Source organism: Eubacterium sp. AM46-8, assembly GCF_003466705.1.
GTDB lineage: Bacteria > Bacillota > Clostridia > Lachnospirales > Lachnospiraceae > Lachnospira.
This window is the reverse complement of the sequence record NZ_QSEU01000004.1, coordinates 40,029-63,281: the sequence shown is the minus strand read 5'-3', so window position 1 is coordinate 63,281 and position 23,253 is coordinate 40,029. Positions and strand designations below refer to the sequence as shown.

The 23,253-nt window shown below is 35.9% G+C and carries 27 protein-coding genes and 1 pseudogene; 12 read left to right on the top strand and 16 right to left on the bottom strand.

Going from position 1 to position 23,253, the window contains the following annotated elements; translation table 11 throughout:
- Positions 1-26 precede the first annotated feature (26 nt).
- From DW963_RS03885 to DW963_RS03835, 11 genes are all read left to right on the top strand, one after another.
- Entirely contained in the window at positions 27-290 is a 264-nt protein-coding gene (locus DW963_RS03885; protein WP_117913921.1) for a DUF4321 domain-containing protein, read from the top strand.
- Between the two features lie 19 nt (positions 291-309).
- On the top strand, positions 310-1,002 hold the full coding sequence (gene radC / locus DW963_RS03880) for a RadC family protein (RefSeq protein ID WP_117913920.1): 693 nt from the start codon (positions 310-312) through the stop codon (positions 1,000-1,002).
- A gap of 22 nt (positions 1,003-1,024) precedes the next feature.
- Positions 1,025-2,041 (top strand): rod shape-determining protein, encoded by a 1,017-nt coding sequence (locus DW963_RS03875; protein ID WP_117913919.1) that lies wholly within the window; start codon positions 1,025-1,027, stop codon positions 2,039-2,041.
- 14 nt (positions 2,042-2,055) lie between these two features.
- Positions 2,056-2,895 carry a rod shape-determining protein MreC gene (mreC, locus tag DW963_RS03870; protein WP_117913918.1) on the top strand — a complete coding sequence of 280 codons (840 nt, stop codon included), beginning with the start codon at positions 2,056-2,058 and terminating at the stop codon, positions 2,893-2,895.
- A 19-nt stretch (positions 2,896-2,914) separates the two neighbouring features.
- The gene (mreD, locus tag DW963_RS03865; protein WP_117913917.1) at positions 2,915-3,448 is read left to right on the top strand and encodes a rod shape-determining protein MreD; all 534 of its coding nucleotides are present in this window, start codon (positions 2,915-2,917) and stop codon (positions 3,446-3,448) included.
- Entirely contained in the window at positions 3,432-6,185 is a 2,754-nt protein-coding gene (locus DW963_RS03860) for a penicillin-binding transpeptidase domain-containing protein (protein ID WP_117913916.1), read from the top strand. The genes mreD and DW963_RS03860 overlap by 17 nt, the downstream gene beginning before the upstream one ends.
- A 46-nt stretch (positions 6,186-6,231) precedes the next feature.
- Positions 6,232-6,984 (top strand): septum site-determining protein MinC, encoded by a 753-nt coding sequence (gene minC, locus DW963_RS03855; RefSeq protein ID WP_117913915.1) that lies wholly within the window; start codon positions 6,232-6,234, stop codon positions 6,982-6,984.
- Positions 6,985-7,091: 107 nt separating this feature from the next.
- The gene (gene minD, locus DW963_RS03850) at positions 7,092-7,904 is read left to right on the top strand and encodes a septum site-determining protein MinD (protein WP_117913914.1); all 813 of its coding nucleotides are present in this window, start codon (positions 7,092-7,094) and stop codon (positions 7,902-7,904) included.
- 49 nt (positions 7,905-7,953) lie between these two features.
- A complete protein-coding gene (minE, locus tag DW963_RS03845) occupies positions 7,954-8,229 on the top strand; it encodes a cell division topological specificity factor MinE (RefSeq protein WP_012739238.1) in 276 nt (91 codons plus the stop codon).
- Between the two features lie 13 nt (positions 8,230-8,242).
- Complete coding sequence (locus tag DW963_RS03840; RefSeq protein WP_286169005.1) at positions 8,243-9,439, top strand: FtsW/RodA/SpoVE family cell cycle protein; 1,197 nt, start codon at positions 8,243-8,245, stop codon at positions 9,437-9,439.
- 12 nt (positions 9,440-9,451) lie between these two features.
- Positions 9,452-9,847, top strand: coding sequence for a methylglyoxal synthase (locus DW963_RS03835; protein ID WP_012739240.1), 396 nt, complete (start codon positions 9,452-9,454; stop codon positions 9,845-9,847).
- A 69-nt stretch (positions 9,848-9,916) separates the two neighbouring features.
- Here the strand turns inward: DW963_RS03835 and DW963_RS03830 are convergent, their stop codons facing one another.
- The 3 genes from DW963_RS03830 to yneA form a co-directional block, all read right to left on the bottom strand.
- Positions 9,917-10,966 carry a tyrosine-type recombinase/integrase gene (locus DW963_RS03830; protein ID WP_117913913.1) on the bottom strand — a complete coding sequence of 350 codons (1,050 nt, stop codon included), beginning with the start codon at positions 10,964-10,966 and terminating at the stop codon, positions 9,917-9,919.
- A gap of 96 nt (positions 10,967-11,062) precedes the next feature.
- Complete coding sequence (locus DW963_RS03825; RefSeq protein WP_117913912.1) at positions 11,063-12,208, bottom strand: DEAD/DEAH box helicase; 1,146 nt, start codon at positions 12,206-12,208, stop codon at positions 11,063-11,065.
- A 145-nt stretch (positions 12,209-12,353) separates the two neighbouring features.
- Positions 12,354-12,731, bottom strand: coding sequence for a cell division suppressor protein YneA (gene yneA / locus DW963_RS03820; protein WP_117913911.1), 378 nt, complete (start codon positions 12,729-12,731; stop codon positions 12,354-12,356).
- Between the two features lie 178 nt (positions 12,732-12,909).
- On the opposite strand from yneA, the gene lexA reads away from it, so the two are divergent.
- Positions 12,910-13,530, top strand: coding sequence for a transcriptional repressor LexA (gene lexA, locus DW963_RS03815; RefSeq protein WP_041688084.1), 621 nt, complete (start codon positions 12,910-12,912; stop codon positions 13,528-13,530).
- A gap of 361 nt (positions 13,531-13,891) precedes the next feature.
- Here lexA and rsfS read toward each other — a convergent pair whose 3' ends face one another.
- From rsfS to hisD, 13 genes and pseudogenes are all read right to left on the bottom strand, one after another.
- Positions 13,892-14,242 (bottom strand): ribosome silencing factor, encoded by a 351-nt coding sequence (gene rsfS / locus DW963_RS03810; protein WP_117913910.1) that lies wholly within the window; start codon positions 14,240-14,242, stop codon positions 13,892-13,894.
- A gap of 3 nt (positions 14,243-14,245) precedes the next feature.
- Entirely contained in the window at positions 14,246-14,842 is a 597-nt protein-coding gene (gene yqeK, locus DW963_RS03805) for a bis(5'-nucleosyl)-tetraphosphatase (symmetrical) YqeK (RefSeq protein ID WP_117913909.1), read from the bottom strand.
- 11 nt (positions 14,843-14,853) lie between these two features.
- Positions 14,854-15,462, bottom strand: coding sequence for a nicotinate-nucleotide adenylyltransferase (nadD, locus tag DW963_RS03800; protein WP_117913908.1), 609 nt, complete (start codon positions 15,460-15,462; stop codon positions 14,854-14,856).
- Complete coding sequence (gene yhbY / locus DW963_RS03795; protein ID WP_022098583.1) at positions 15,459-15,746, bottom strand: ribosome assembly RNA-binding protein YhbY; 288 nt, start codon at positions 15,744-15,746, stop codon at positions 15,459-15,461. The genes nadD and yhbY overlap by 4 nt, the downstream gene beginning before the upstream one ends.
- 17 nt (positions 15,747-15,763) lie before the next feature.
- Positions 15,764-17,056 carry a GTPase ObgE gene (obgE, locus tag DW963_RS03790; RefSeq protein WP_117913907.1) on the bottom strand — a complete coding sequence of 431 codons (1,293 nt, stop codon included), beginning with the start codon at positions 17,054-17,056 and terminating at the stop codon, positions 15,764-15,766.
- A gap of 104 nt (positions 17,057-17,160) precedes the next feature.
- Positions 17,161-17,451: a 50S ribosomal protein L27 gene (gene rpmA, locus DW963_RS03785; RefSeq protein WP_022098585.1), complete on the bottom strand. Its 291-nt coding sequence runs from the start codon at positions 17,449-17,451 to the stop codon at positions 17,161-17,163.
- Positions 17,452-17,455: 4 nt separating this feature from the next.
- A complete protein-coding gene (locus DW963_RS03780; protein ID WP_117913906.1) occupies positions 17,456-17,782 on the bottom strand; it encodes a ribosomal-processing cysteine protease Prp in 327 nt (108 codons plus the stop codon).
- Between the two features lie 33 nt (positions 17,783-17,815).
- Positions 17,816-18,124: a 50S ribosomal protein L21 gene (gene rplU, locus DW963_RS03775; RefSeq protein ID WP_012739253.1), complete on the bottom strand. Its 309-nt coding sequence runs from the start codon at positions 18,122-18,124 to the stop codon at positions 17,816-17,818.
- 149 nt (positions 18,125-18,273) lie between these two features.
- Positions 18,274-18,870 carry a phosphatase PAP2 family protein gene (locus DW963_RS13375; protein ID WP_199669354.1) on the bottom strand — a complete coding sequence of 199 codons (597 nt, stop codon included), beginning with the start codon at positions 18,868-18,870 and terminating at the stop codon, positions 18,274-18,276.
- 17 nt (positions 18,871-18,887) lie between these two features.
- Positions 18,888-20,117, bottom strand: coding sequence for a ribonuclease E/G (locus DW963_RS03765; protein ID WP_117913905.1), 1,230 nt, complete (start codon positions 20,115-20,117; stop codon positions 18,888-18,890).
- A gap of 3 nt (positions 20,118-20,120) precedes the next feature.
- Complete coding sequence (gene hisA / locus DW963_RS03760) at positions 20,121-21,209, bottom strand: 1-(5-phosphoribosyl)-5-[(5-phosphoribosylamino)methylideneamino]imidazole-4-carboxamide isomerase (protein WP_117913904.1); 1,089 nt, start codon at positions 21,207-21,209, stop codon at positions 20,121-20,123.
- 24 nt (positions 21,210-21,233) lie between these two features.
- Positions 21,234-21,833 carry an imidazoleglycerol-phosphate dehydratase HisB gene (gene hisB / locus DW963_RS03755; protein ID WP_012739257.1) on the bottom strand — a complete coding sequence of 200 codons (600 nt, stop codon included), beginning with the start codon at positions 21,831-21,833 and terminating at the stop codon, positions 21,234-21,236.
- Between the two features lie 30 nt (positions 21,834-21,863).
- Positions 21,864-23,155, bottom strand: a pseudogene (hisD, locus tag DW963_RS03750) (histidinol dehydrogenase).
- Positions 23,156-23,253 lie beyond the last annotated feature (98 nt).

The following is a 23,253-nucleotide window of genomic DNA, read 5'->3' as shown; positions in this document are numbered from 1 at the left end:
CAATTTATGATTAAAGGGTGAAATCTATGAGTAACATTTCTAAATATAAGAACGGCTGGCTTTTATGGCTATTCATTCTGATAGGCATTGTGCTTGGCGGTCTTATTGCAGAACTTACTGCCGGTGTACATACATTAAGCTGGCTGTCTTATGGACAGAGTTTTGGTCTTAACAGTCCACTGGTATTAGATCTTGGGGTACTTGTATTAACATTTGCACTCCAGATTAAGATTACTATTGCCAGTATAATAGGCGTTATACTTGCAATTATTATTTACAGATTTATTTAATCTGACTGCTGTTTAATTTATGGTATATGAGAATATAATAACAGGTGTAGAAGATGATAAGCTTCTTCCTTATGAGAAATGCCTTGAATATGGGGCAACAGCGCTGGATAATGCGGAGCTGTTAGCTGCCATTATCAGAACCGGAACGAACGGATTAAGTTCTATCGAACTTGCTGAAAAGTTACTGGAGAGTGCTGGTAATCTTAACGGACTTTATAATATGTCTGTTCAGGAACTTATGCAGATTAAAGGCATAGGAAAGGCTAAAGCTGTGCAGATATGCTGTATACTTGAGCTTTCAAGGCGTATTGCCAAGCAGAAGGCAAGAGAAAAATTAGATTTTTCCAATGCAGAGACAATAGCAGGGTATTATATGGAAGACATGAGACATCTTGAGAAAGAACATCTTATACTTGTTATGCTTGATAACAGATGCTGTCTTATAAGAGATAAGGTGCTTTCTGTAGGAACTTCCACTGGTTCAATGGTTTCGGTAAGAGAGATATTTAAAGAAGCACTTGATAACAGGGCAGCTTCAATAGTTCTTCTTCATAACCATCCTTCAGGCAATCCTTCTCCGAGCAGGGAAGATATGAAGGTTACAAGGAATGTGGCAGAAGCAGGGAAGATTGTAGGGATTGAGCTGCTGGACCATATTGTTATAGGAGATAATTCTTATTTCAGTTTTAAACAAATGCAATATATTAATTAACAATTAAGAAAGGAAGTAAGATATGGGTAACGCATACGGAATTGATATAGGCACAAGTAATTTCAAAATGTGCTGCAGTGACAAAGATAAGATACTTAATGAGAAGAATATTATAGCTATTGCTAATAAAACAGAGCTTTTAGCTTTTGGAGATGAAGCATATGAGATGTATGAGAAAGCTCCTGAGCATATAGAGGTTTCTTTCCCTGTAAAGTTTGGTGTTATAGCAGATATTGAGAATATGCAGACACTTCTTTTTAGTTTCTTTAATAAGATTAATGAAGGAAAGAAGATTACAGGTTCAGATTTCTATATTGCTGTACCTACAGATGTAACAGAAGTAGAGAAGAGAGCCTTTTATGAACTTGTGGTTGATTCAAAGGTAAAGGCTAAGAATGTTTTTGTAGTTGATAAGCCTGTTGCAGATGCAATTGGTGCAGGTCTTGATGTAACCAAGTCTAAAGGTATCATGATTGTTAATATCGGCGCTGAGACAACAGAAATTTCTGTACTTTCTTTAGGAGGAATCGTTATAAGCAAGGCTGTTAAGATTGGTGGTAATAAGCTTGATGACTGCATTATAAGCAACGTAAGAAAAGCCTATAATCTTGTTATTGGAAGCAAGACTGCTGAGAATTTAAAGAAACAGTTAGGAAGTGCTGTTCCTGTATCAGAAAGCTTTGCACCTGGTTTTGGAAGAAATGTTTTATCAGGACTGCCTGTAAGTGTTGATATATCTTCTGATATTATATATCAGGCAATAATTGATTCATTACATTCGATTATGGATGCAATTAAAGTTATTCTTGAGAGAACTCCGCCAGAACTTGCGGCAGATATTATTAAAGATGGTGTTTATTTTACAGGAGGAACATCTCAGATTAATAATCTTGAGAAATTTATTAAGGATGAGACTAATCTTAATGTCAACATTGTGGAACATCCTGCAGAAAGCGTTGTAAGAGGTCTTATGGGAGTTGTATCTAATCCTGAATTTGCCAAGGTTGCATATACTCCAACAGAGAAAAATTTTGATTAAGGGCAGGTTTTAGAATGAGAAAGAAAATTTCTTCATTTATGACTTCGAAGAATATTCTCATTGCACTTACGGTTCTGTGCTGCTTCTTTATTGGAACAAGCTTTTTTACAGATACGCTTACCAAGCCTCTTAAAAAATGTGTTTCAATGATTGTTGTTCCGGTACAGAAAGGTATGAACAATATAGGCTTCTGGGTTTATGACAAATACCAGACGCTTCAGGAAATATCAGTTGTTCTTGATGAGAATAAGAATCTTCAGAGTCAGATTGATGAGCTTACAGAAGAAAATAATCAGTTAAAGCAGGATTCATATGAACTTAACAGGCTCCGTGAGCTGTATGAGCTTGACCAGCAGTATGCAGGCTATTCTAAAGTCGGAGCAAGAGTAATTGAAGTTACAACAGATAACTGGCATTCTTCATTCAAGATTGATAAAGGTACAGATGATGGGCTTAAAGTTGATATGAATGTTATTGCAAGTGGTGGTCTTGTAGGTATTATTTCTGAAACAGGAAGTAATTATTCTATTGTCAAGACAATCACAGAGAATAACAGTAATGTGAGCGGAATGCTTATAGATACTAATGAAACATGTATAGTTCAAGGTGATATTGAACTTATGGATACAGGAATGATACGTGTTTCACATTTTAAAAGTGATGTTATTGTCAGAAATGGTGATAAAGTAGTTACATCCAATATAAGTGATAAATATCTTCAGGGAATTCTGATTGGATATGTTAAGGATGTTAAGCTGGATTCTAACAATCTTACCCAGTCTGGATATATTGTTCCCGCAGTTGATTTTAATAATCTGCAGGAGGTATTAGTCATAACCCAGCTTAAAGAATAAGTGTTTAGGACTATTTATTATGAAAAGAAAGATAACAGAATTGATTATTATATTGTTTTTCTATCTCATGCAGGTTTCTGTTGCAAGAGTTATTTCAATTGCTAATATTTCGCCTAACTGGCTTATTATTCTTCCAGTATTTTTTGGGTTTTTCTGTGGAAAAAATGATGGAATGTTTGCTGGATTTTTTGCAGGAATTATGTATGATTTGTTTTATTCCGGATTATTCGGATTTACAGCACTTATTTTTATTTACATAGGATATTTTTCAGGCTTTTTTTATCAGAAGTACGAGGTGAGAGAAATTCTTATCCCTCTTGCACTTGTGATAACTGCTGATTTCGGATATGGATTTATATCATATATTGGTAATTTCCTGCTTCATAACAGACTTAATGTAGGATTTTTCATGTCGAGATTTATTTTGCCGGAAGTTGTATATACAGCACTGGTTTCTCTTATTATATATCATCCTATACATTATTTCTGTACGATAACGGAGCCAGGAAGAGAGAGAAAAAAGAAGGGTAAGATTGATGAAGGAAGTATTTGATTATATTGTAAGTCTTCTCAAATCCAGAATTTTTCCTATGATTCTTGTGTTTATTGTTCTGATTTCTGTTCTTGTTCACAGATTATTTGTTCTTCAGATAATAAAGGGAGATTCATATGTTGAAGACTTATCAAGCTCTATACAGAAAGATATGAGTGTTGCGGCTGCCAGAGGCCGTATCTATGACCGTAACGGTGTTCTTCTTGCTTACAATGATCTGTCATACGCAGTCAAGATAAGCGACTCTGGAAGATATTCAGATAACGCAACTAAGAATACAACTATTAATAATTCTATTAACAAGACATTAGATATTATAGAAAATCATGGAGATACATATTCTAATGATTTTCCTATTATCTATAATAATGGACAGTTCTCATATAATGTTGAGGGTACATCGCTTTTAAGATTTTTAAGAGATTCTTATGGAACTGAGTCGATAGCAGCACTTTCTGACGAACAGAAGGCTACATCAGCAGAGAATATGTTCAAGTACCTTTGCAAGACTTATGAGGTTAATTATGATGAATTTGGAATAGAACATTCTCTTATGATTGTTAATCTAAGAAGATATATGGCTGCCAATTCGTATAACAGATATCTTACATTTATTATTGCAAATGAAGTATCGGATGAAACTGTTGCAGCTATACTGGAAAACAGTGATGGTCTTGTTGGTGTTACTGTGGAAGAGCAGTATATAAGAAGATATGTTGATAGTGTATATTGCTCACAAATACTTGGATATACTGGAACAGTCTCTAATTCAGAATTAGAGGAGCTTGGCGACGGATATGAAAGTAATGATGTTGTTGGTAAATCAGGAATTGAAAAGAGCATGGAGAATGAGTTATCCGGAGTAAAGGGTGAGAAATCGGTATATGTTGATACTGTAGGAAGAGTTACAGAGGTGCTTGATCAGGAAGATCCACAGGCTGGACATGATGTATATCTTACAATAGATATTAACCTTCAGAAATCAATATATAATGCAATAGAAGATGAGATAACCGATATATTCATGAAATATTTCACACCTGGAAGCAATAAGATAACTTATAATGGTTCTGGTGATGTTGATACTATATATATAACAGCACAGGAAGTATATTTTGCACTTATTGATAATAATCTGGTTTCATTAAAAGAAATTGAAGAACAGAATACACCTAATGAAGCTGAGATTTACAGTCAGTTTGAGACAAAAAAGGCACAGACTTTATCATGGTTGGATAGTGAGCTTAAATCTGGTAACACTGCTTATGGAAAACTTTCAGAGGAACAGCAGTTGTATATCTGGTATATATATGACCTTTTAAGAAGTGAGAATATATTCAGTCTGGCTAATGTTGATACAAGCGACAGTGTTTATTATGACTGGGTATACGGGGATTCGACAAGTCTCTCACAGCTTTTGACGTATGGTATATCTAAGAACTGGATAGATATGTCATCTCTTACATCAGAGAAGTATACAAGTCTTCAGGAGTCATATGATGCACTTGTTGATTATATTATTTCAGCACTTGATTCTGATACAGCATTTTTTAAGAAAATGTACAAATATATGATTAATGCTGGAAGTATTTCAGGAAGACAGGTGTGTATGCTTCTTTATGAACAGGGCGTTCTTGATATGAATGCAGATGATTCACGTTATCAATCTCTTTCATCAGGAAGCATGGGAGCATATGAATTTATGTCATATGTTATCTCTAATAAGATTATTACTGTTGGACAGCTTGCACTTAAACCATGCTCAGGCTCAGCAGTTGTTACTAATCCTAATAATGGCGATATTCTGGCACTTGTTTCATATCCAAGTTATGATAATAACAAGTTGTCAGGAACAGTAGATGCAAAGTATTACAGTTCACTTGTTACTGATAATGCAAGTCCACTGCTTAACAGGGCAACGCAGTCTTTTATAGCCCCAGGTTCTACTTATAAGCCATGTACAATTATTGCAGGTATTGATAGTGGGATAATTTCTTCATCTACAACATTTAACTGCTCTGGTGTGTTTGATAAGGTTACACCATCCCCTAGATGTTGGCAGAAATGGGGACATGGAAGTGAGACACCTGTAACTGCCATAAGAGATTCATGTAATGTTTATATGTATAATGTTGGATACAATCTTGCATGTAGCAAGAATGGTTCGTATAATAGCACTTATGGTACTAACATATTAAAGAAGTATTCTGATATGCTTGGTCTTTCAACAAAGACCGGTATAGAGATAGAAGAGGGTACTCCGGGAGCATCTTCGCAGAATGCCATTGCATCTGCAATTGGTCAGGGTAACCACAGATACAGTACTCTTAATCTTGCCAGATATGTTACTACACTAGCAACATCAGGCACATGTTACAATCTTACGCTTATTGATAAGATAACTGATTATGATGGCAATGTTATTATGGAAAATCATGCTGAGGTTAATAATCAGGTGGAGCTGAGTTCTGATATATGGAATACCATTCATACAGGAATGAATCTTGCTGCTGGAACGTATTCAGCATTTTTACCATTAAAGATGCCAATTGCAGCTAAGACTGGTACTGCACAGGAAAGAACAACAGATCCTGACCATGCTACATTAATATCATATGCGCCATATGATAATCCACAATACTGTATGGCAGTGCGTATTCAGAATGGTTATGCTTCAGGTAATGCTGTAACACTAGGTTCGGAGATTTACAAAATGCTTTTTAATATTAATGATTAATATTGTTTAATGATTTACTAAAGAAATAACTAATATGAGATGAGAGGTGAATGTTTTGGATAATTCGGTAATAATCAAAGGAAGTAATAGTGGAATTACAGTATTTCTTGATAGTGAAATGGCTTTTGAGGATTTATTAGAAAGTGTTTCTGAAAAGTTCAAGAGTGCGTCAAAGTTTTTTAATAATGCTAATATGGCGATTTCTTTTGATGGAAGAGATTTATCTGCAGAAGAAGAAAAGAAAATACTTAATATTATATCGGATGTATCTGACCTTAATATTGTATGCGTTCTTGATGAGAATAATGACATGAAAACTGTATATGAAGAAGCTGTTAAGAAAGCTATCGCCAGTACGGAGGTCCAGGTGCCGGAACCAGCTTTACAGCCGGTAAGCCAGACAGTGTCAGATTCAAGAACATCATGTATGTTCTACAAAGGGACACTTCGTTCAGGTCAGGTATTTGAAGCTGACGGAAGTGTTGTTGTATTAGGCGATGTTAATCCGGGAGGAAAAGTTGTTGCCAAGGGAAGTGTTATAGTACTTGGAAGTCTTAAAGGTAATATATTTGCAGGTGTCGATGGCAACGAGAATGCATTTGTTGTTGCACTTGAAATGAGTCCTATGCAGATTAAAATTGGAGATATTATTGCAAGAAGCTCAGATTCAGGAACTAAAGCTACAAAGGGCAGAGGTAAAGTTAAGGTTGTAGAACCTAAGATTGCTTATGTCTATGACCAGAATATATATATCGAAGATTTAGAGCAGAATGCACTGGATGATATATGCTTAGATTAATTTAATATGTTTTTATACTGTTTTAAAAAAAATAGTTGATTTAACAGAAAAAATCTCGCATAATTAATATATTGCGATTTATTATGAATTATTAATGGAGGTTTAATATGAGTGAAGTTATAGTTGTAACATCAGGAAAGGGTGGTGTAGGTAAGACTACAACAACAGCTAATATTGGTACAGGTCTTGCCAAACTTGGAAAGAAGGTCGTTATGATTGATACAGATACAGGCCTTAGAAATCTTGATGTTGTATTAGGACTCGAAAACCGTATTGTATATAATCTTGTTGATGTTGTTGAAGGTAATTGCAGATTAAAGCAGGCAATGATTGCAGATAAGAGATGTCCTAAGCTGTTTCTTTTACCAACTGCACAGACAAGAGATAAGTCGGCAGTGACACCAGAGCAGATGGTTAAGGTTATTGATGAAATCAAGAATGATCCAGAAGGATTTGATTACATAATTCTTGACTGTCCGGCTGGTATTGAACAGGGATTCCAGAATGCTATCGCTGGTGCTGACAGAGCATTAGTTGTTACAACACCAGAAGTTTCAGCTATCAGAGATGCTGACAGAATTGTAGGTTTATTAGATGCACATGGTCTTCAGAATCATGAGGATTTAATTGTGAACAGAATCAGAATGGATATGGTAAACAGAGGCGAGATGATGTCAATTGATGATGTTAATGATATCTTACAGCTTAATGTTATTGGTGCTGTTCCAGATGATGAGAATATTGTTGTGGCTACTAACAAGGGACAGCCACTTGTTGGAGATGACTCTCTTGCAGGACAGGCTTATATGAATATCTGCCGCAGAATTACTGGTGAAGAGATTCCTTTTCTTGATCTTAATGGCAAAGGTGGTTTCTTTAAGAAACTTTCAGCATTTTTTAAGAGTGACAAGAAGAATTAATATATGTATGAGATAGGCATTATAACGCTTATTCAGGGAGGGATTAAATATGGGATTACTTGATTTATTTAAGAAAAAAGGTTCAAGTGATGTAGCAAAAGACAGATTAAAGTTATTACTTGTATCTGACAGAGCTAATTGTTCACCAGAGGTTATGGAAATGATTAAGAATGATATTATTAAAGTCATTTCTAAATATATGGAGATTGATACAGACGGACTTGATATTCAGATTACATCTACAGAGTCTGATACCAATAATGGTTCTGTACCAGCGATTTTTGCTAATATTCCAATTAAGGATATGAGAAATAGCGAAAAGTAATAAGGATTTTATTATGTTAAAAAAGTATAAGCTGCGTTCATACAATTTTATTTTGGTGTTTATTCTGATTATAACGTCAGTGTTTGCTCTGGCTGTAGTCAATAGTGCCAATAGTGCGTATACAATGAAACAGGGTGCTGGTATGGTTGTATCATTTGTAATAATGATTATTGTATCATTTATAGATTACAACTGGATTCTTAAGTATTTCTGGATATGGTATGGTGTTGTTACTGTCATGCTTATAGGTGTTCTTACTGTATTCGGTCATGGTTCTCATGGTGCAACGAGATGGTTTAAGATAGGACCAATACAGCTGCAGCCTTCAGAATTCTTAAAACTGGCACTTATATTACTAGTTGCAAAGCTTGTTGCCGCTAATAAAGAGAGACTTAATTCAATTAAGTTTCTTGCGTTAATAGCATGTTTAACATTATTTCCAATATTGTTAGTTGCTATGCAGCCTAACCTTTCAACGACAATACTTTTATGTATTATCGTTATTGCAATGCTTTATTGTGCCGGGGTAAGCTATAAGATATTTGGAATTGCGATATTAATTGCAGTTCCGGTTATATCAGCATTTTTGGTATATGTTGTATCAGTTGAACATCCAATACTTATAGAGGATTATCAGAGAAAGCGTATAGTTGACTTTATTGAAGGTAATAAGTCAGAAGAAGTAGATATGACTGATGCAGGAACATATCAGCAGGCATACGCTGTTCAGGCAATTGGTTCAGGTCAGCTTACAGGAAAAGGTCTTAATAATAATGATACATCTTCACTTAAGAATGCTGGATATATTGCTGAGGCTCAGAATGATTTTATATTTGCTGTTATTGGTGAAGAATTAGGCTTTACAGGTGGCTGTATTACAATTTTTTTATTGTTTCTGATTGTCTTAGAGTGTATAATAGTAGCCGTGAGAGCGAAGAACTTTGAAGGAAGGCTGATATGCTGCGGGGTTGCTATATATATAGGGTTCCAGACTTTTATTAATATAGGAGTTGTATCGTGGATATTACCTAATACGGGGGTTCCATTACCATTTTTAGCTGTGGTCTTACATCGCTTCTTACATTATTCACAGCTATGGGAATTGTACTCAATGTCAGTCTTCAGCGTAATGTTGAAAGAGATGATGACATGTTTGCAGATGATTTTAGAGGATAACTTTTTGTTATACATTTTATTATACTTACATTAGGGGGAAACTTTAATGAACATCGGTTTAATAGCACATGATTCTAAGAAAAAGTTAATGCAGAATTTTTGTATCGCATATAAGGGGATTCTTAATAAGAATCAGCTTTTTGCGACAGGTACAACTGGAAGACTTATAGAGGAAGTTACTAATCTGTCAGTACATAAGTTTCTTGCTGGACATCTTGGCGGTGATCAGCAGTTATGTGCCCAGATAGAACATAATCAGATTGATCTTGTTATTTTCCTTAGAGAGGCAGAGAATCCGCTAGCGCATGAGCCGGATTCAGATAATATATGCAAGCTTTGTGATATGTATAATATTCCATTGGCAACTAATCTTGCAACAGCAGAGCTGCTTGTTAAGTCGCTTGAGCGAGGAGATATGGAATGGAGAGAAATTTATCAGTAGAATAATTAAAATTATAAAAGGTGATATTCTGCCACATAATAGTGGAAGAGTATCACCTTTTATTTATTGTCAATCTTTTCTTAATTTGACAATGTTTCTTGCAGAACGCTTGTTTTCTTCTACAATCTCTGCATAATGCTTCCGTGTAGTATTAACGTCCTTATGTCCTAAAACATCGGCAACAAGATATATATCCTGGCTTTCCTGATACAGACTAGTACCATAAGTGCTTCGAAGCTTATGAGGTGTAATATGCTTTACAGTTGTAACTGTCTGGGCATATTTTTTAACTAGAAGTTCAACGGATCGTACACATAGGCGCTTCTTTTTGGCTGATATGAATAGAGCATTTTCATGTCCTTCATCAGGCGTTAAATTCTTTCTTTCTTCAAAATAATTAAGTAGTGCTTCACGGACTTCATCACCAAAGTATACAAAGCTTTCAGAGCCACCTTTTCTTATAACTCTGATTCTGTCATTATCAAAATCGACATCATTAATATCTAATCCAACACATTCAGACACTCGTATACCTGTTCCAAGCATAAGTGTAAGAAGAGCCAGATCACGTGTTTTAAGCTTTTCATGGCTTTGGAGCTGTGTTTTGGTGAGTTTATTGCCAGATTCTACATTATCAAGAAATTCAGCTACTTCATTAGGTTCCATCCTTATAATAGCTTTTTCATGAATTTTAGGCATATCAACCTTTATAGTCGGATTGAAACTGATTATTTCATAACGGCAGTAATATTCATAAAAACGTCTTAATGCACATAATTTACGTTTGGCAGCACTTTCTGAATTAGTTATATCACGACCATTCTTTTTATAGAGCTTTACATGTCGTAAGTATCTGGTTATATCTGTACCATCTATTTTTTCTAAATCCTGTGGCTTAAAGTCTTTCATAGCATATGAACTGAACTTAGGTATGCATTCAATGAGAAATTCAAAGAAGCCTTTAATGTCCATTGCATAGGCAATCTTAGTTCTTGGCTGCTTATTAAATTCCAGACTGTCAAAATACTGCGTACAGAAATCCGGTAATATATCAAGTAATTCATTAAGCTTTTTCTTGTACTTGATGTTTTGTTGTTCTGTGTATGTTTTTTCAGCCATTAAGAATACCTCCATATATAAAAAATTACTAATCACTTCGTTAAACCTGACTTTAGCGAAGTGATTACTGTATGGATAATTATATTCTTCTATCTGTTATTTTGCAACTAATTTTCCTTGATAAAGTCTCTTATTAACTATATTGATATGAAATGCTTTCTGATATGACTTAATCTTGTTAAGCTCATTATCAGTTATAATTGATATACATGTTCCTGTGTTGCCATTACGTCCACATCGTCCGCATCTGTGAATATATTCCTTATTGTCCTCAGGAAGGTTTACATTGATTACTGTATCAATATTATCAATCTGAAGTCCTCTGGCTGCTATATCTGTTGCAATAAGAAGCTGAATCTTTCCACTTCTGAAATTCTCTATTGCAGCTTTCTTGGTTGAATTATCTTTATTACCGGCAATTGAAGCTACATTGTAATGATGATATTCTAGCTTCTGAAGGGATTCTTCCAAATCATACTTGGAATTAACGAATATAATTGCCTTCTCTGGTTTAACAGCTTTAATAATCTTTCTTAAAGTTTCAATTCGTTCCCTTCTGTCAGAAATGACGCTTATATGCTTGATTGTAGAAGGAATCTGGCTTGTATTACCAGAATTACTGTTAATATCAATGAATATTGGTTTGAAACACAAAGTATTAGTTCTTGTCTTCTTATCTACGCTTGCAGAGAATAAAAGAACCTGTGTGAACTTCATTAAAGACTTTCTTATTGCTTCTACATCCTGGATAAATGTCTTATCAAAGAGCTTGTCTGCCTCATCTAGAACAAGAGTCATAACCTCATGTACTTTAATCTTCCTGTTGCTTATGAGCTGATGTATGCGGTTAGGTGTTCCGATAATTATTGCAGGCTTATTAGATTTAATAGAATCAATCTGTCTAGATATATTCACATCTCCTATTAATGCAGCAGATGTAAATGTATTATCCATATGTGCAAATATATCTTTAAGTGTATTATTGACCTGTATTGCAAGTTCTGCTGTTGGAACAAGAACAACAGCCTGAATATTATGAGTATCTCTCTTTAATCTGTTAATAATCGGGATAAGATAAGCAAGTGTCTTACCTGTTCCTGTTGATGAACATGCTATAATGTCACGGTTGTCCATAATATGCTTATATGTCTGACGCTGTATTTCGGTCATATCGACGATTTTATTATCTGCAAGGTAATCTGATACACCATGAGAAATAGTCTCTATATCGCTGAATTTCATAGTCAATCTCCTTATGAATAAATTATTTAAATTTAGTTATATTTACAGCCATTTCGCTATCAATAAATTTTAACAAAAATGCAGTGAAAAGTCCAATATTAACTAGCTTTTCACTGCATGCGGGAAATGTATATGCAATTAGATATTATCTTACATCAGTTGAATAATAATATATTACAAGATTCTTACCTGAATGGATTGTGTCAGATGATAAATCATTCATCTGCATTATATTGTTAATATATGAAGTTGTATCTTCATTACCATTATTATATCTGTCAGCAAGTGACCATAATGTATCATTGTCTTCTACAGATACTGTTGTGTAATACTTATATGTTCGTGTTCTGTTCGAGTCATCAGAAGCCTTGACAATAATGCCTCCAATAGAAACGGCGAATATAAGAATTGAACATATAATAACCATTCTTAATGACTTGACAGTCATCTGTCTGTTTCTTCTGCGTCTGTCGCTTCTTTTCTTAGCTGCTGCTCTTCTATATATGTATTCTGAATTATTCATACGTAAAACCTCCAATCAAACAAGTGTTCTGTTGCTTATGAGTTGATTATATAATCAGAACATGCGTTTGTCAATAAAAATCGAACAAATTTTCCGAACATTTTTTCAGAAATTATGTTTGCACATAATGTATAAATGTGGTAAAATTATTTAAAAGAAATTAATGGAGGTTCGTAATATGGCATATGGCAGAATAACTCAGAAACAGTCTGAGATTCTTGAATATATTAAATCACAGATTCTTAACAAAGGATATCCACCATCAGTAAGGGATATATGTCAGGCAGTTAATCTTAAGTCTACATCATCTGTTCATGCACATCTTGAGTCTTTGGAGAAGAATGGATATATAAGAAGAGACCCGACTAAGTCGCGTACAATAGAGATAATTGATGATAACTTTAATCTTTCAAGGAGAGAGGTTGTTAATATCCCGTTATTAGGTCAGGTTGCCGCAGGACAGCCACTTCTTGCCGTTGAGAATATAACAGAGTACTTTCCTATCCCATCAGAATACATGCCAGGTGGAGAAGTATTCATGTTAAAGGTCAAGGGTGACAGCATGATTAATATGGGAATCTACGAAGGCGATCAGATAATAGTAAGAAAGCAGAATACAGCTTCTAATGGAGAAGTAATTGTTGCACTAGTAGATGATTCAGCAACAGTCAAGCGTTTTTACAAGGAGAACGGACACATAAGACTCCAGCCAGAGAACGATTTCATGGACCCAATCATCGTAGACGACTGCGAGATATTAGGTAAAGTAATAGGTCTCATCAGACTAGGTATAGATTAATTTTAATCCCTATGAAAATCCAGCCATAGATATATAAGAAATCCGATAACCAGCCATGAGAGCCTGGTGAGATGTCAAAGCAGCAAAACAAGCTTTCACGGTGTCCGGATTTAAATATATCTATAGCTGGATATATTTTTATATTATCACCAATTAACAACCTGTAATACATCGCAGCATCCCTGAGAATACGATGCCGGAGGTATATAGATAATCAGAACCGTTTGAGGACGCCGGCACTTGGTAAGCTGCTGCAGGCAGCGAACCTAGTACCGTTGCGTCCGAGACCGAGCGAAAGCGGGTTCTGATTATCTATATACCTCCGGCAGAGTTCCCTCCCGGGAAGCCACTTAAGCAGTAATTACAGGCTGTTAATATCAACCTCTTTACCATCACGCCATATACGTTCAATATTATAGAACGCTCTGTCATCCTCAGAGAATACATGAACAATAACATCCTTGTAATCAAGAAGAATCCATGAAGCTGTATTATAACCCTCAACCTTAGGATCATCATATCCAGCCTTGAACATTTCTTCTTCTACATTATCTACCATAGCCTGAATCTGGTTAGTATTGCTACCACTAGCAATAACGAAATAATCTGCAATAACAGATACATTGCTGATATCAATAACTCTGATATCTTCAGCCTTCTTATCCTGTAAGGCATCTATGATAACCTTTAACATATCCTTAGAATCTGTCATATCTTAATTCTCTCTTTCTTTAATAATCCCTTTGTAGTATTCGTAGGTATCAACGGTCTGTGTATCGATATTACGACCAGTTTTTCTTATATACGATAGGGTGTCGTCTAATATTACATAAGCCGCCATATCAATATCAGTGAATGCCATATGTCTTATGTCATCAAGATTGGCAGCTTTATTTCTGTAGGGTTCAATATAATCTGCAATGAATACAATCTTTTCTAATAAAGTCATTGCAGGCTTTCCTGTTGTATGCCATTGGATGGCAGAACATATTTCATCATCTTCAACATTGTACTTGTGTGCTGCATAATATGCACCAAGCTTTGAATGAAGCAGATAAGGACTTTCAAGCTCAATATCTGATATTGGAAGTCCAAATTGTTCACATTCAGCAATCTTTACATCATCAGGAACACATTTGGCACAATCATGAAGAAGACCTGCAATATACGCCTTGTTCATATCTGCACCATGACACATGGCAAGACAGGCACTTGCATTTGCAACACCAAGTGTATGCTGGTATCGCATGTTGTCTGTACGGAGTGCGTCTTTTACCTGTGTTCTTAATTGTTCAATATATTTGTTATCCATAATAGAACCTCTTAAACATAAAGTTTTCTGGACTTTATATACTCTTCTACTTCTTCGCCGACATCTTCTTTTACTGACAGACCCATTGAAACCTTCTTTCGTATATCAGTTGAACTGTAAGGGAGTTCCGGAACATCAATAAAATCAATAACCGCACCATATTTATCAGCAAGAAAATGTTTCTGATCTATAAGTACACTGGCTGAATTATTGTCCCTGTTAGCACATAAAAGATGACAATGGCTGCATATATACTCAGGATGATACCAGTCCTGAATATAAAGAAGAGAATCTGCACCTATTATAAAATATATTTTCTTATATGAATCATATATCTGTGCAAGTGTATCGGCTGTGTAGGTATTACCGGGACGGTCAGTTTCAATCGTAGAAAGTGACATGTAATCAAAAGGTTTAATTGCAAGCTTTACCATATTACAACGGTCAGTTGCACTTACAATGGGAGAATTATCTTTATAAGCAGGTGTGCCTGAAGGCATGAATAATATTTCATCTATATCAGACTGCTCGTAGGCACATCTGGCAATACCTGTGTGTCCTTTGTGGATTGGATTAAATGTCCCACCCATAATACCTATTATTTTGTCTGAATTAATCATGGTAAAATGATTTTTTTGTTGTCCTTAGATTCCTTGTAAAGAACGATTTTCTTTCCAATAACCTGAACAACCTGTGAGCGTGTTCTTTCTGCAACCATCTGTGCGATTTCTCTAGGGTCATCGGCACAGTTATTAAGAACACTTATTTTGATAAGTTCTCTTGCCTCAAGAGCTTCTGCAATAGCTGCAGTGTTCTCAGGAGTAAGACTATTCTTTCCAAACTGGAATATTGGATCCATTGTCATTGCAAGACCCTTTAAATAAGCTCTCTGTTTGCTTGTCATATATTCTCTCCTATTAATTATGCTTTATAGTAATCAAACTCAAGGTAATCACCAACGATAACTGTATCGCCTTCCTCAATTCCAAGCTTCTCAAGTTCATCAAGAACACCCGAGCGCTTCATGAATTTCTGGAAGAAATCAAATCCCTTTTCAGATTCAAGGTTAGTATAACCAAGCATTTTATCAATCTTTGGTCCGTTGACAACGTATACGCCATCTTCGTTAATAGAAACCTCAAAGCTGTCGTTAGGATTATCCATAAGCTCGTCGTAGTCAAATTCTTTCTCAAATAATACAGGTTCGTCCTTGAAGTTATCAAGCAGTGTTCTGACCGCGTATAACAGCTCTTTAACGCCCTGTCCTGTAACAGCTGATATAGGATATACTTTAATGCCTTCCGGCTCAAATGCGTCTCTTATAGCCTGTACAGGGTCACTGCCATCATCATATATAACGTCAATCTTATTAGCGGCAATAACCTGAGGTCTTTCAAGAAGCTTAGGATTATAATTCTCAAGCTCTTTGTTAATAGCCTTAATATCAGCTATAGGATCACGGCCTTCAGTTGAAGCTGCATCAACAATATGAATAATGACTTTAGTTCTCTCAATATGACGTAAGAACTGGTGACCAAGACCAACACCTTCGGATGCACCCTCAATAAGACCAGGAATATCAGCAATAACGAAACCTTTACCACCATCAAGATCAACAACACCAAGATTAGGATTAAGTGTTGTGAAATGATAATTGGCAATCTTAGGTCTTGCATTAGTTACTCTTGATAAAAATGTTGATTTACCAACATTAGGGAATCCTACAAGACCAACATCAGCAATAACCTTAAGTTCAAGACGAACCCATAATTCCTGCGCATCCTGTCCAGGCTGTGCATACTGTGGAGCCTGCATGGTAGATGTAGCATAGTTCATGTTACCTTTACCACCACGGCCACCTTTAAGAATAGTTTCCTGAAGGTTATCTCCAGACATATCTGCAATAACTTTACCGGATTCATCATCATATATAACAGTTCCTTCAGGCACTTTAATTATAAGGTCTTCACCATCTTTACCTGTGCATCTTCTCTTGCCGCCTTCTTCGCCGCTTTCAGCAATATATTTGCTGTTATGTCTGAAATCACCGAGTGTATTAAGCCCTTTATCGACCATAAAAATAATATCTCCGCCATGACCGCCATTGCCGCCATCAGGACCGCCAGCAGGAACATAAAGCTCTCTACGGAAGCTTACATGACCATCTCCACCCTTGCCGGATTTAATAAAAATGCGGACTCTGTCTGCAAACATAACCTTTCCTCCATTCTATATTTAAATTATGTTAACTGTTCGGATTAACATTCATAAATCAAGAAAAAAGCTCCAAATCCGAAGACTTGGAGCTAAAAAACAAATTAGTCGTTTGAAACAACAGGATAAACAGAAACCTGCTTTCTATCCTTGCCCTTTCTTTCGAACTTAACAGTTCCATCAACAAGTGCGAATAATGTATCATCGCCACCACGACCAACATTAACACCTGGATGAATCTTTGTTCCACGCTGTCTGTAAAGAATATTACCAGCTAAAACAAACTGTCCGTCAGCTCTCTTAGCGCCTAATCTCTTAGACTCTGAATCTCTACCATTCTTTGTAGAACCTACACCCTTTTTATGAGCGAATAACTGAAGATTCATATTTAACATAAGGTTACACCTCCTTAACACTAATTGATAAGTATTTCGGATTATCCTCAGCCACAGAACTAACACCTAATTCATATGACTTAAGTAAAATCGAAGTTTCCGGACTAACAGGCATAGCTATCTTAAAGATAACAATTCCTTCATCCTCATTAACTGACACATCAAACTTATCATCGGTAAAAGCCTCTATCGAATTAATAGTATTGATTGTCAGAACTGAAATAGCAGAACATATAATATCACTGCCGGATTCAGCATATCCTGCATGACCTGCAGAATAAAAACCTGTGATCTCTTTTTCAGAGTTCTTAAAAAAAGTTATATGAGTCATGAATAACACACCTCACAAACACCCATACAAAAATTAAGCATTAATCTTTTCAATCTTAACTTCTGTGTAAGCCTGTCTATGACCATTCTTCTTGTGATATCCAGTCTTTCTCTTGTACTTGTAAACGATAACCTTCTTATCTCTGCCTTCGCCTACAACGCTAGCTGTAACTGTAGCACCGGCAACTGTTGGCTCACCAACCTTAGCCTCGCCGTTGTTTACAAAAAGAACCTGATCAAATGTAACAGTGTCACCAGCATTAACTGCAAGCTTCTCAACTCTGATAGTATCGCCTTCAGAAACTGTGTACTGCTTACCACCTGTTGCTATAATTGCGTACATATGGTATCCTCCTTAATTAAATACTCGCCAGTTTTGGGGAATCCGACATACATCAGATACACTTATACCCTAACTGAGCGGCACACAAAATATATAATATACATTCAGTTACTATTTGTCAAATGTTTTTAGAAATATTTCAAAAATTTTCAGATAATCCATAAACCGGCAATTCCACATGTAATTCCTACTGCGAATCCGGCAACAACATCTCTTACAAAATGTACTCCTGCAAGCACTCTGCTTGCTGCCATAATTGCTACAAGCAGAAGCATTATAATCCCCACTGGAACAGAAACATAAAGCCAGCACATCGCAATAATTGTAATGGAAAAAACATGTCTGCTTGGCATTGATTCCCCTTTAGTATCTTTAACGAACAAGGGCTTTATATTGTATTTTTCATAGGGTCTTTTAGCATCAATACATTTTCTTATAACTGATACAAGAATAAATGATGTAAAAGGTGTCAGAATAAGCTTGGATGTAAGTAAAAATTTATCAGTTTCAACAACTATACCGCTGTTTCTTAACATAATCGGAGTTATCTCAGAAAAGAAAGTCCCATGAAAACTCATTATTATAAGAAGAATGTATGCAAATGCTATTATATAAGCCATATATTTGTATATGAATTTAAGAATTGCATAAGCTGGCTTACAATTAAGAAACCATTCTGATATCTTTCTATATCTTCTTTCGTATGCAGGAATCTCCTGTGAAATATTTACTTCAGTATTATCCATAAATCCTCCATGCATCTTCAGGCTTTATTAAGACTTTCAGACAGACTTTTTCCAATTTTCTTTCGTGTAATCTCAACAAGACCAAGCTTGGTGATGTCAACGATTGTAGTGTTTACTATATCCTTTTTTGCCAGAGATTTCAAATGTTCCATCAGAATATCGCAATTTCTCTGATTCATATTAATAAAATCAACGATAATAATTCCTGAGAGATTTCTTACCTTAATCTGCTGGCACAGCTTGTCTGCGGCTTCAAGATTAGTTTTTAATGCAGAAGCCTCGATTGCTTCCATGCTCTTTGCCTTAGTTACATTCTTACCAGAATTAACATCAATGACAGAAAGTGCTTCAGTCTGTTCGATAATAAGATATCCACCTGATTTTAACCAGACCTTCTTGGAAAGAGCGGTATCTATCTCTTTTTCTATAGAATAGAGCTTGTATAAAGGCCATAATTCATCTTTATACATACGGATACTTATATTACTGCTACGAGGCAGATATGTTTCTAATTCATTATATATAGCCGGAATATCTGTGATAATCTCAACACTGTCTTTTCCAGACAGATGAACAATTTCCTCAATATATCCAGGTCTGTCTTTATGTACAAGTGTATAGAACTTTGAAAAAACAGCTTTTTGAAGCATATCAGTGTATTCGTCACACAATGCATTTACATCTTTAATAATGTCATTAGTATCAGCATCAGCACAGCCGCTTCTTAATATTATTCCGAAATTTGAAAGATAATCATAGCCTGTCTTTTCTATGGCTTCCTGCTGTTTCTGAATGAGAATGTCAGCAACACGTTTTTTTATCTCTGTGATTGTTTCATTAGATTTTATCTTTTTTGAAATGTGAACACCTTTTACATCATTAGAAACTACAGAATAATTGCCGGTAAGCTCTATCTTTGAAGATACCTTTGCAGGTTTGGTTTTAACCGGCTCAGTTATAACTTTTACGAGAATTCTGTCACCCTGACATATTGCAGGATTGTTTTTCTCATTAAAAAATATTGGTGCTTTGTTGTCTGGTATAGAGTAATAACATTTCTGCTTATCCTCTATCTCAATAAATGCAGCATTAATATTCTTAACTACATTTTCAACTCTTCCAACATATATGTTACCAACAACACTGCCACTATCTAAAGGCTTAAGATAGTGGCAGGTATTATCAGAAGTATATATGCAACAGAAGATTTTATTGTTAATATCTGTGATTATATATTTATATTCCATAAATTATCTGTTCCATGTTTTAATATTTCTATAGAAGCATGTTCTGTTTCCAGTGTGGCATGCAGCACCAACCTGACGAACCTTTGCAAGAATAGTATCATTGTCACAGTCGATGTCAAGAGAACCTACATACTGGAAATGACCTGATGTAAGACCTTTAATCCAGAGCTCCTGACGGCTTCTACTGTAATAAGTCATAATGCCTGTCTCTAAAGTCTTATTGTAGGCTTCCTCATTCATGTAAGCAAGCATAAGGACTTCACCATTGACATAATCCTGTACAACAACAGGAATAAGACCATTGGCGTCAAGCTTTAAATCCTTAAACGAAATATCAGCCTTAGGCATTGCTGATGCTTTGCTGTAGGATGCTCCGGATTCAAAAAGATTAACAGCTTCCTTAAGGTCAATACGTTTTTCATATATTGCCTTACCGATAATTGCACCGTGGATACCGGCATCATTAATATGTGTAAGGTCATCCATGCAGCTCATGCCGCCTGATGCAATAATATCAATGCCTGTTTTATCAGAAAGAATCTTAGTCTGTTCAACATTAGGACCGGCAAGCATACCGTCCTTTGATATATCAGTGTACACAATTGTCTGTACACCGATATCCTTCATTGCAAGTGCGAGTGAAAGAGCAGTCTTATCACTGACCTTCTCCCAGCCCTCGATGGCCACAAGACCATCCTTTGCATCAACACCTACAACAATATGTTCAGCACCGAATCTGTCAATGGCAGCCTTAATAAAATCAGGATTCTCAACAGCCTTAGTACCGATAATAACTCTGTATACGCCGAGATCAAGAACCTCCTGAATGTTTTCAAGAGTACGGATTCCACCGCCCATCTGTACAGGAACATTAACGCTTGAACATATCTTTTTAATAGTTTCTGCATTAACACCGTGTCCTTTCAAAGCACCATCAAGGTCAACAGTATGTATAAACTGTGCTCCTGCCTCTTCAAAGCCTTTAGCTATCTCGTAAGGTCTTTCAGAATATACAGTAACTTCATTAAAAAGTCCCTTCTTTAAGCGGACACACTGCCCGTCTTTAACATCAATTGCTGGATATAATCGCATATATGTAACTCTCCTTAAGTATATTTAGAGACTTCCCTTAGTAGAGAGAATTGTCTTGATTCTAGTATCTTTAACAGTTGCCTCGTCCAATGCCTTTGCAAATGCTTTGAACATGCCTTCAATAATGTGATGATCGTTCTCACCTGCAATCTTTCTTATATGAAGATTCATGCCTGCACTGTAAGATATTGCATAGAAGAATTCTTTAACCATCTGTGTATCAAAGTATCCGACGCTGTCTGCTGTAAATGTAGACTCAAAACCAAGATACGGTCTTCCTGAAAGGTCTATGGCACACATGATAAGTGTTTCATCCATAGGAAGAATAATGTCGCCATATCTTCTTATAGACATCTTATCTCCTATAGCTTCTTTGATAGCTTCACCAAGTACAATTCCGACATCTTCGATAGTATGGTGGCAGTCAACTATTAGGTCACCAGTTACTTTTAACTTAAGGTCAAAAAGACCATGCTTTGCAAAGCTTTTTAACATATGGTCGAAAAAACCGATGCCTGTATCGACCTCTGCTTCTCCCGAACCATCAATTCTTAAAAATAAAGCAATATCAGTTTCACTTGTTTTTCTTTTTACAGTTGCCTGTCTGATTTCAGATACAGCCATATTATCCCCGTTTCCGCGCCAGTGCGCTAATTAATTTTCAAATCTTACCTTAATTGAATTAGCATGAGCTGTAAGATGCTCTGCTGTAGCAAATTTCTCAATATCAGTATGGATAGCTTCAAGAGCATTTCTAGAGTATGAAATAATGCTTGATTTCTTAATGAAGTCATCAACACTTAAAGGTGAGAAGAACTTAGCTGTTCCGTTAGTAGGAAGAACGTGGTTAGGACCTGCAAAGTAATCACCAAGAGGCTCTGAACTGTATTCTCCAAGGAAGATAGCACCTGCGTTCTTAACCTTAGTCATAACATCAAAAGGATTCTTTGTAACGATTTCCATATGTTCTGATGCAATCTCGTTAGCAACATCTACAGCCTCATCAATATCCTTAGCAACAAGAATATATCCGTAATTATCAAGTGATTTCTGGATAATTTCCTTTCTTGATAATTCAGCTACAAACTTATCAACCTCTGCAGATACCTTATGTGCAAGGTCTTCACTTGTAGTTACAAGAATTGCAGATGCCATCTCATCATGTTCAGCCTGTGATAAAAGATCTGCTGCAACATAACGAGGATTAGCAGTCTCATCGGCAATTACAAGAATCTCACTAGGACCAGCAACAGAATCAATGCTACATAACCAAATACTGCCTTTTTAGCAAGGGCAACATATATGTTACCAGGTCCACATATCTTATCAACCTTAGGAATAGATTTTGTACCATATGCCATAGCTGCAACAGCCTGTGCTCCGCCAGCTTTATATATAACATCAACTCCAGCCTCTTTAGCTGCAACAAGTGTTGTAGGATATACCTTTCCTTGTTTATCAGGTGGAGTACACATTATAATCTGCTCAACACCCGCAACCTTTGCTGGAAGAACGTTCATAAGAACTGATGAAGGATAGGCAGCCTTTCCTCCTGGTACATACACACCGACTCTTGCAAGTGCAGTAACCTTCTGGCCTAATATAGTTCCGTCAGGCTTAGAATCAAACCAGCTGTACTGTTTCTGCTTCTCATGGAAAGAACGAATATTAACGATAGCCTTTCTTATAACCTCAATAAGTTCAGGGTCAACTAAAGAATATGCTTCTTCAATCTCTGCCTCTGTTACGACAATATTGTCAGCATTGATATCAGCCTTATCAAAATTCTTAGTATATTCAAATAAAGCCTCATCGCCATTTGTCTTGATATTAAGAAGAATCTCAGCAACTGCCGATTCGAACTTTCCATAGCTGTTAGGACTTCTCTTTAAAAGATTCTCTAAAATATTATTCTTACTTTCATCTGTTAATTCAACGATACGCATTGTATTCCTCCTTGTTTTGCGAAGCAAAATCCGAACCCTTTGGTGAGGAGAGGGATTTTCCTCCTTGTTTTGCGAAGCAAAATCCGAACCCTTTGGTG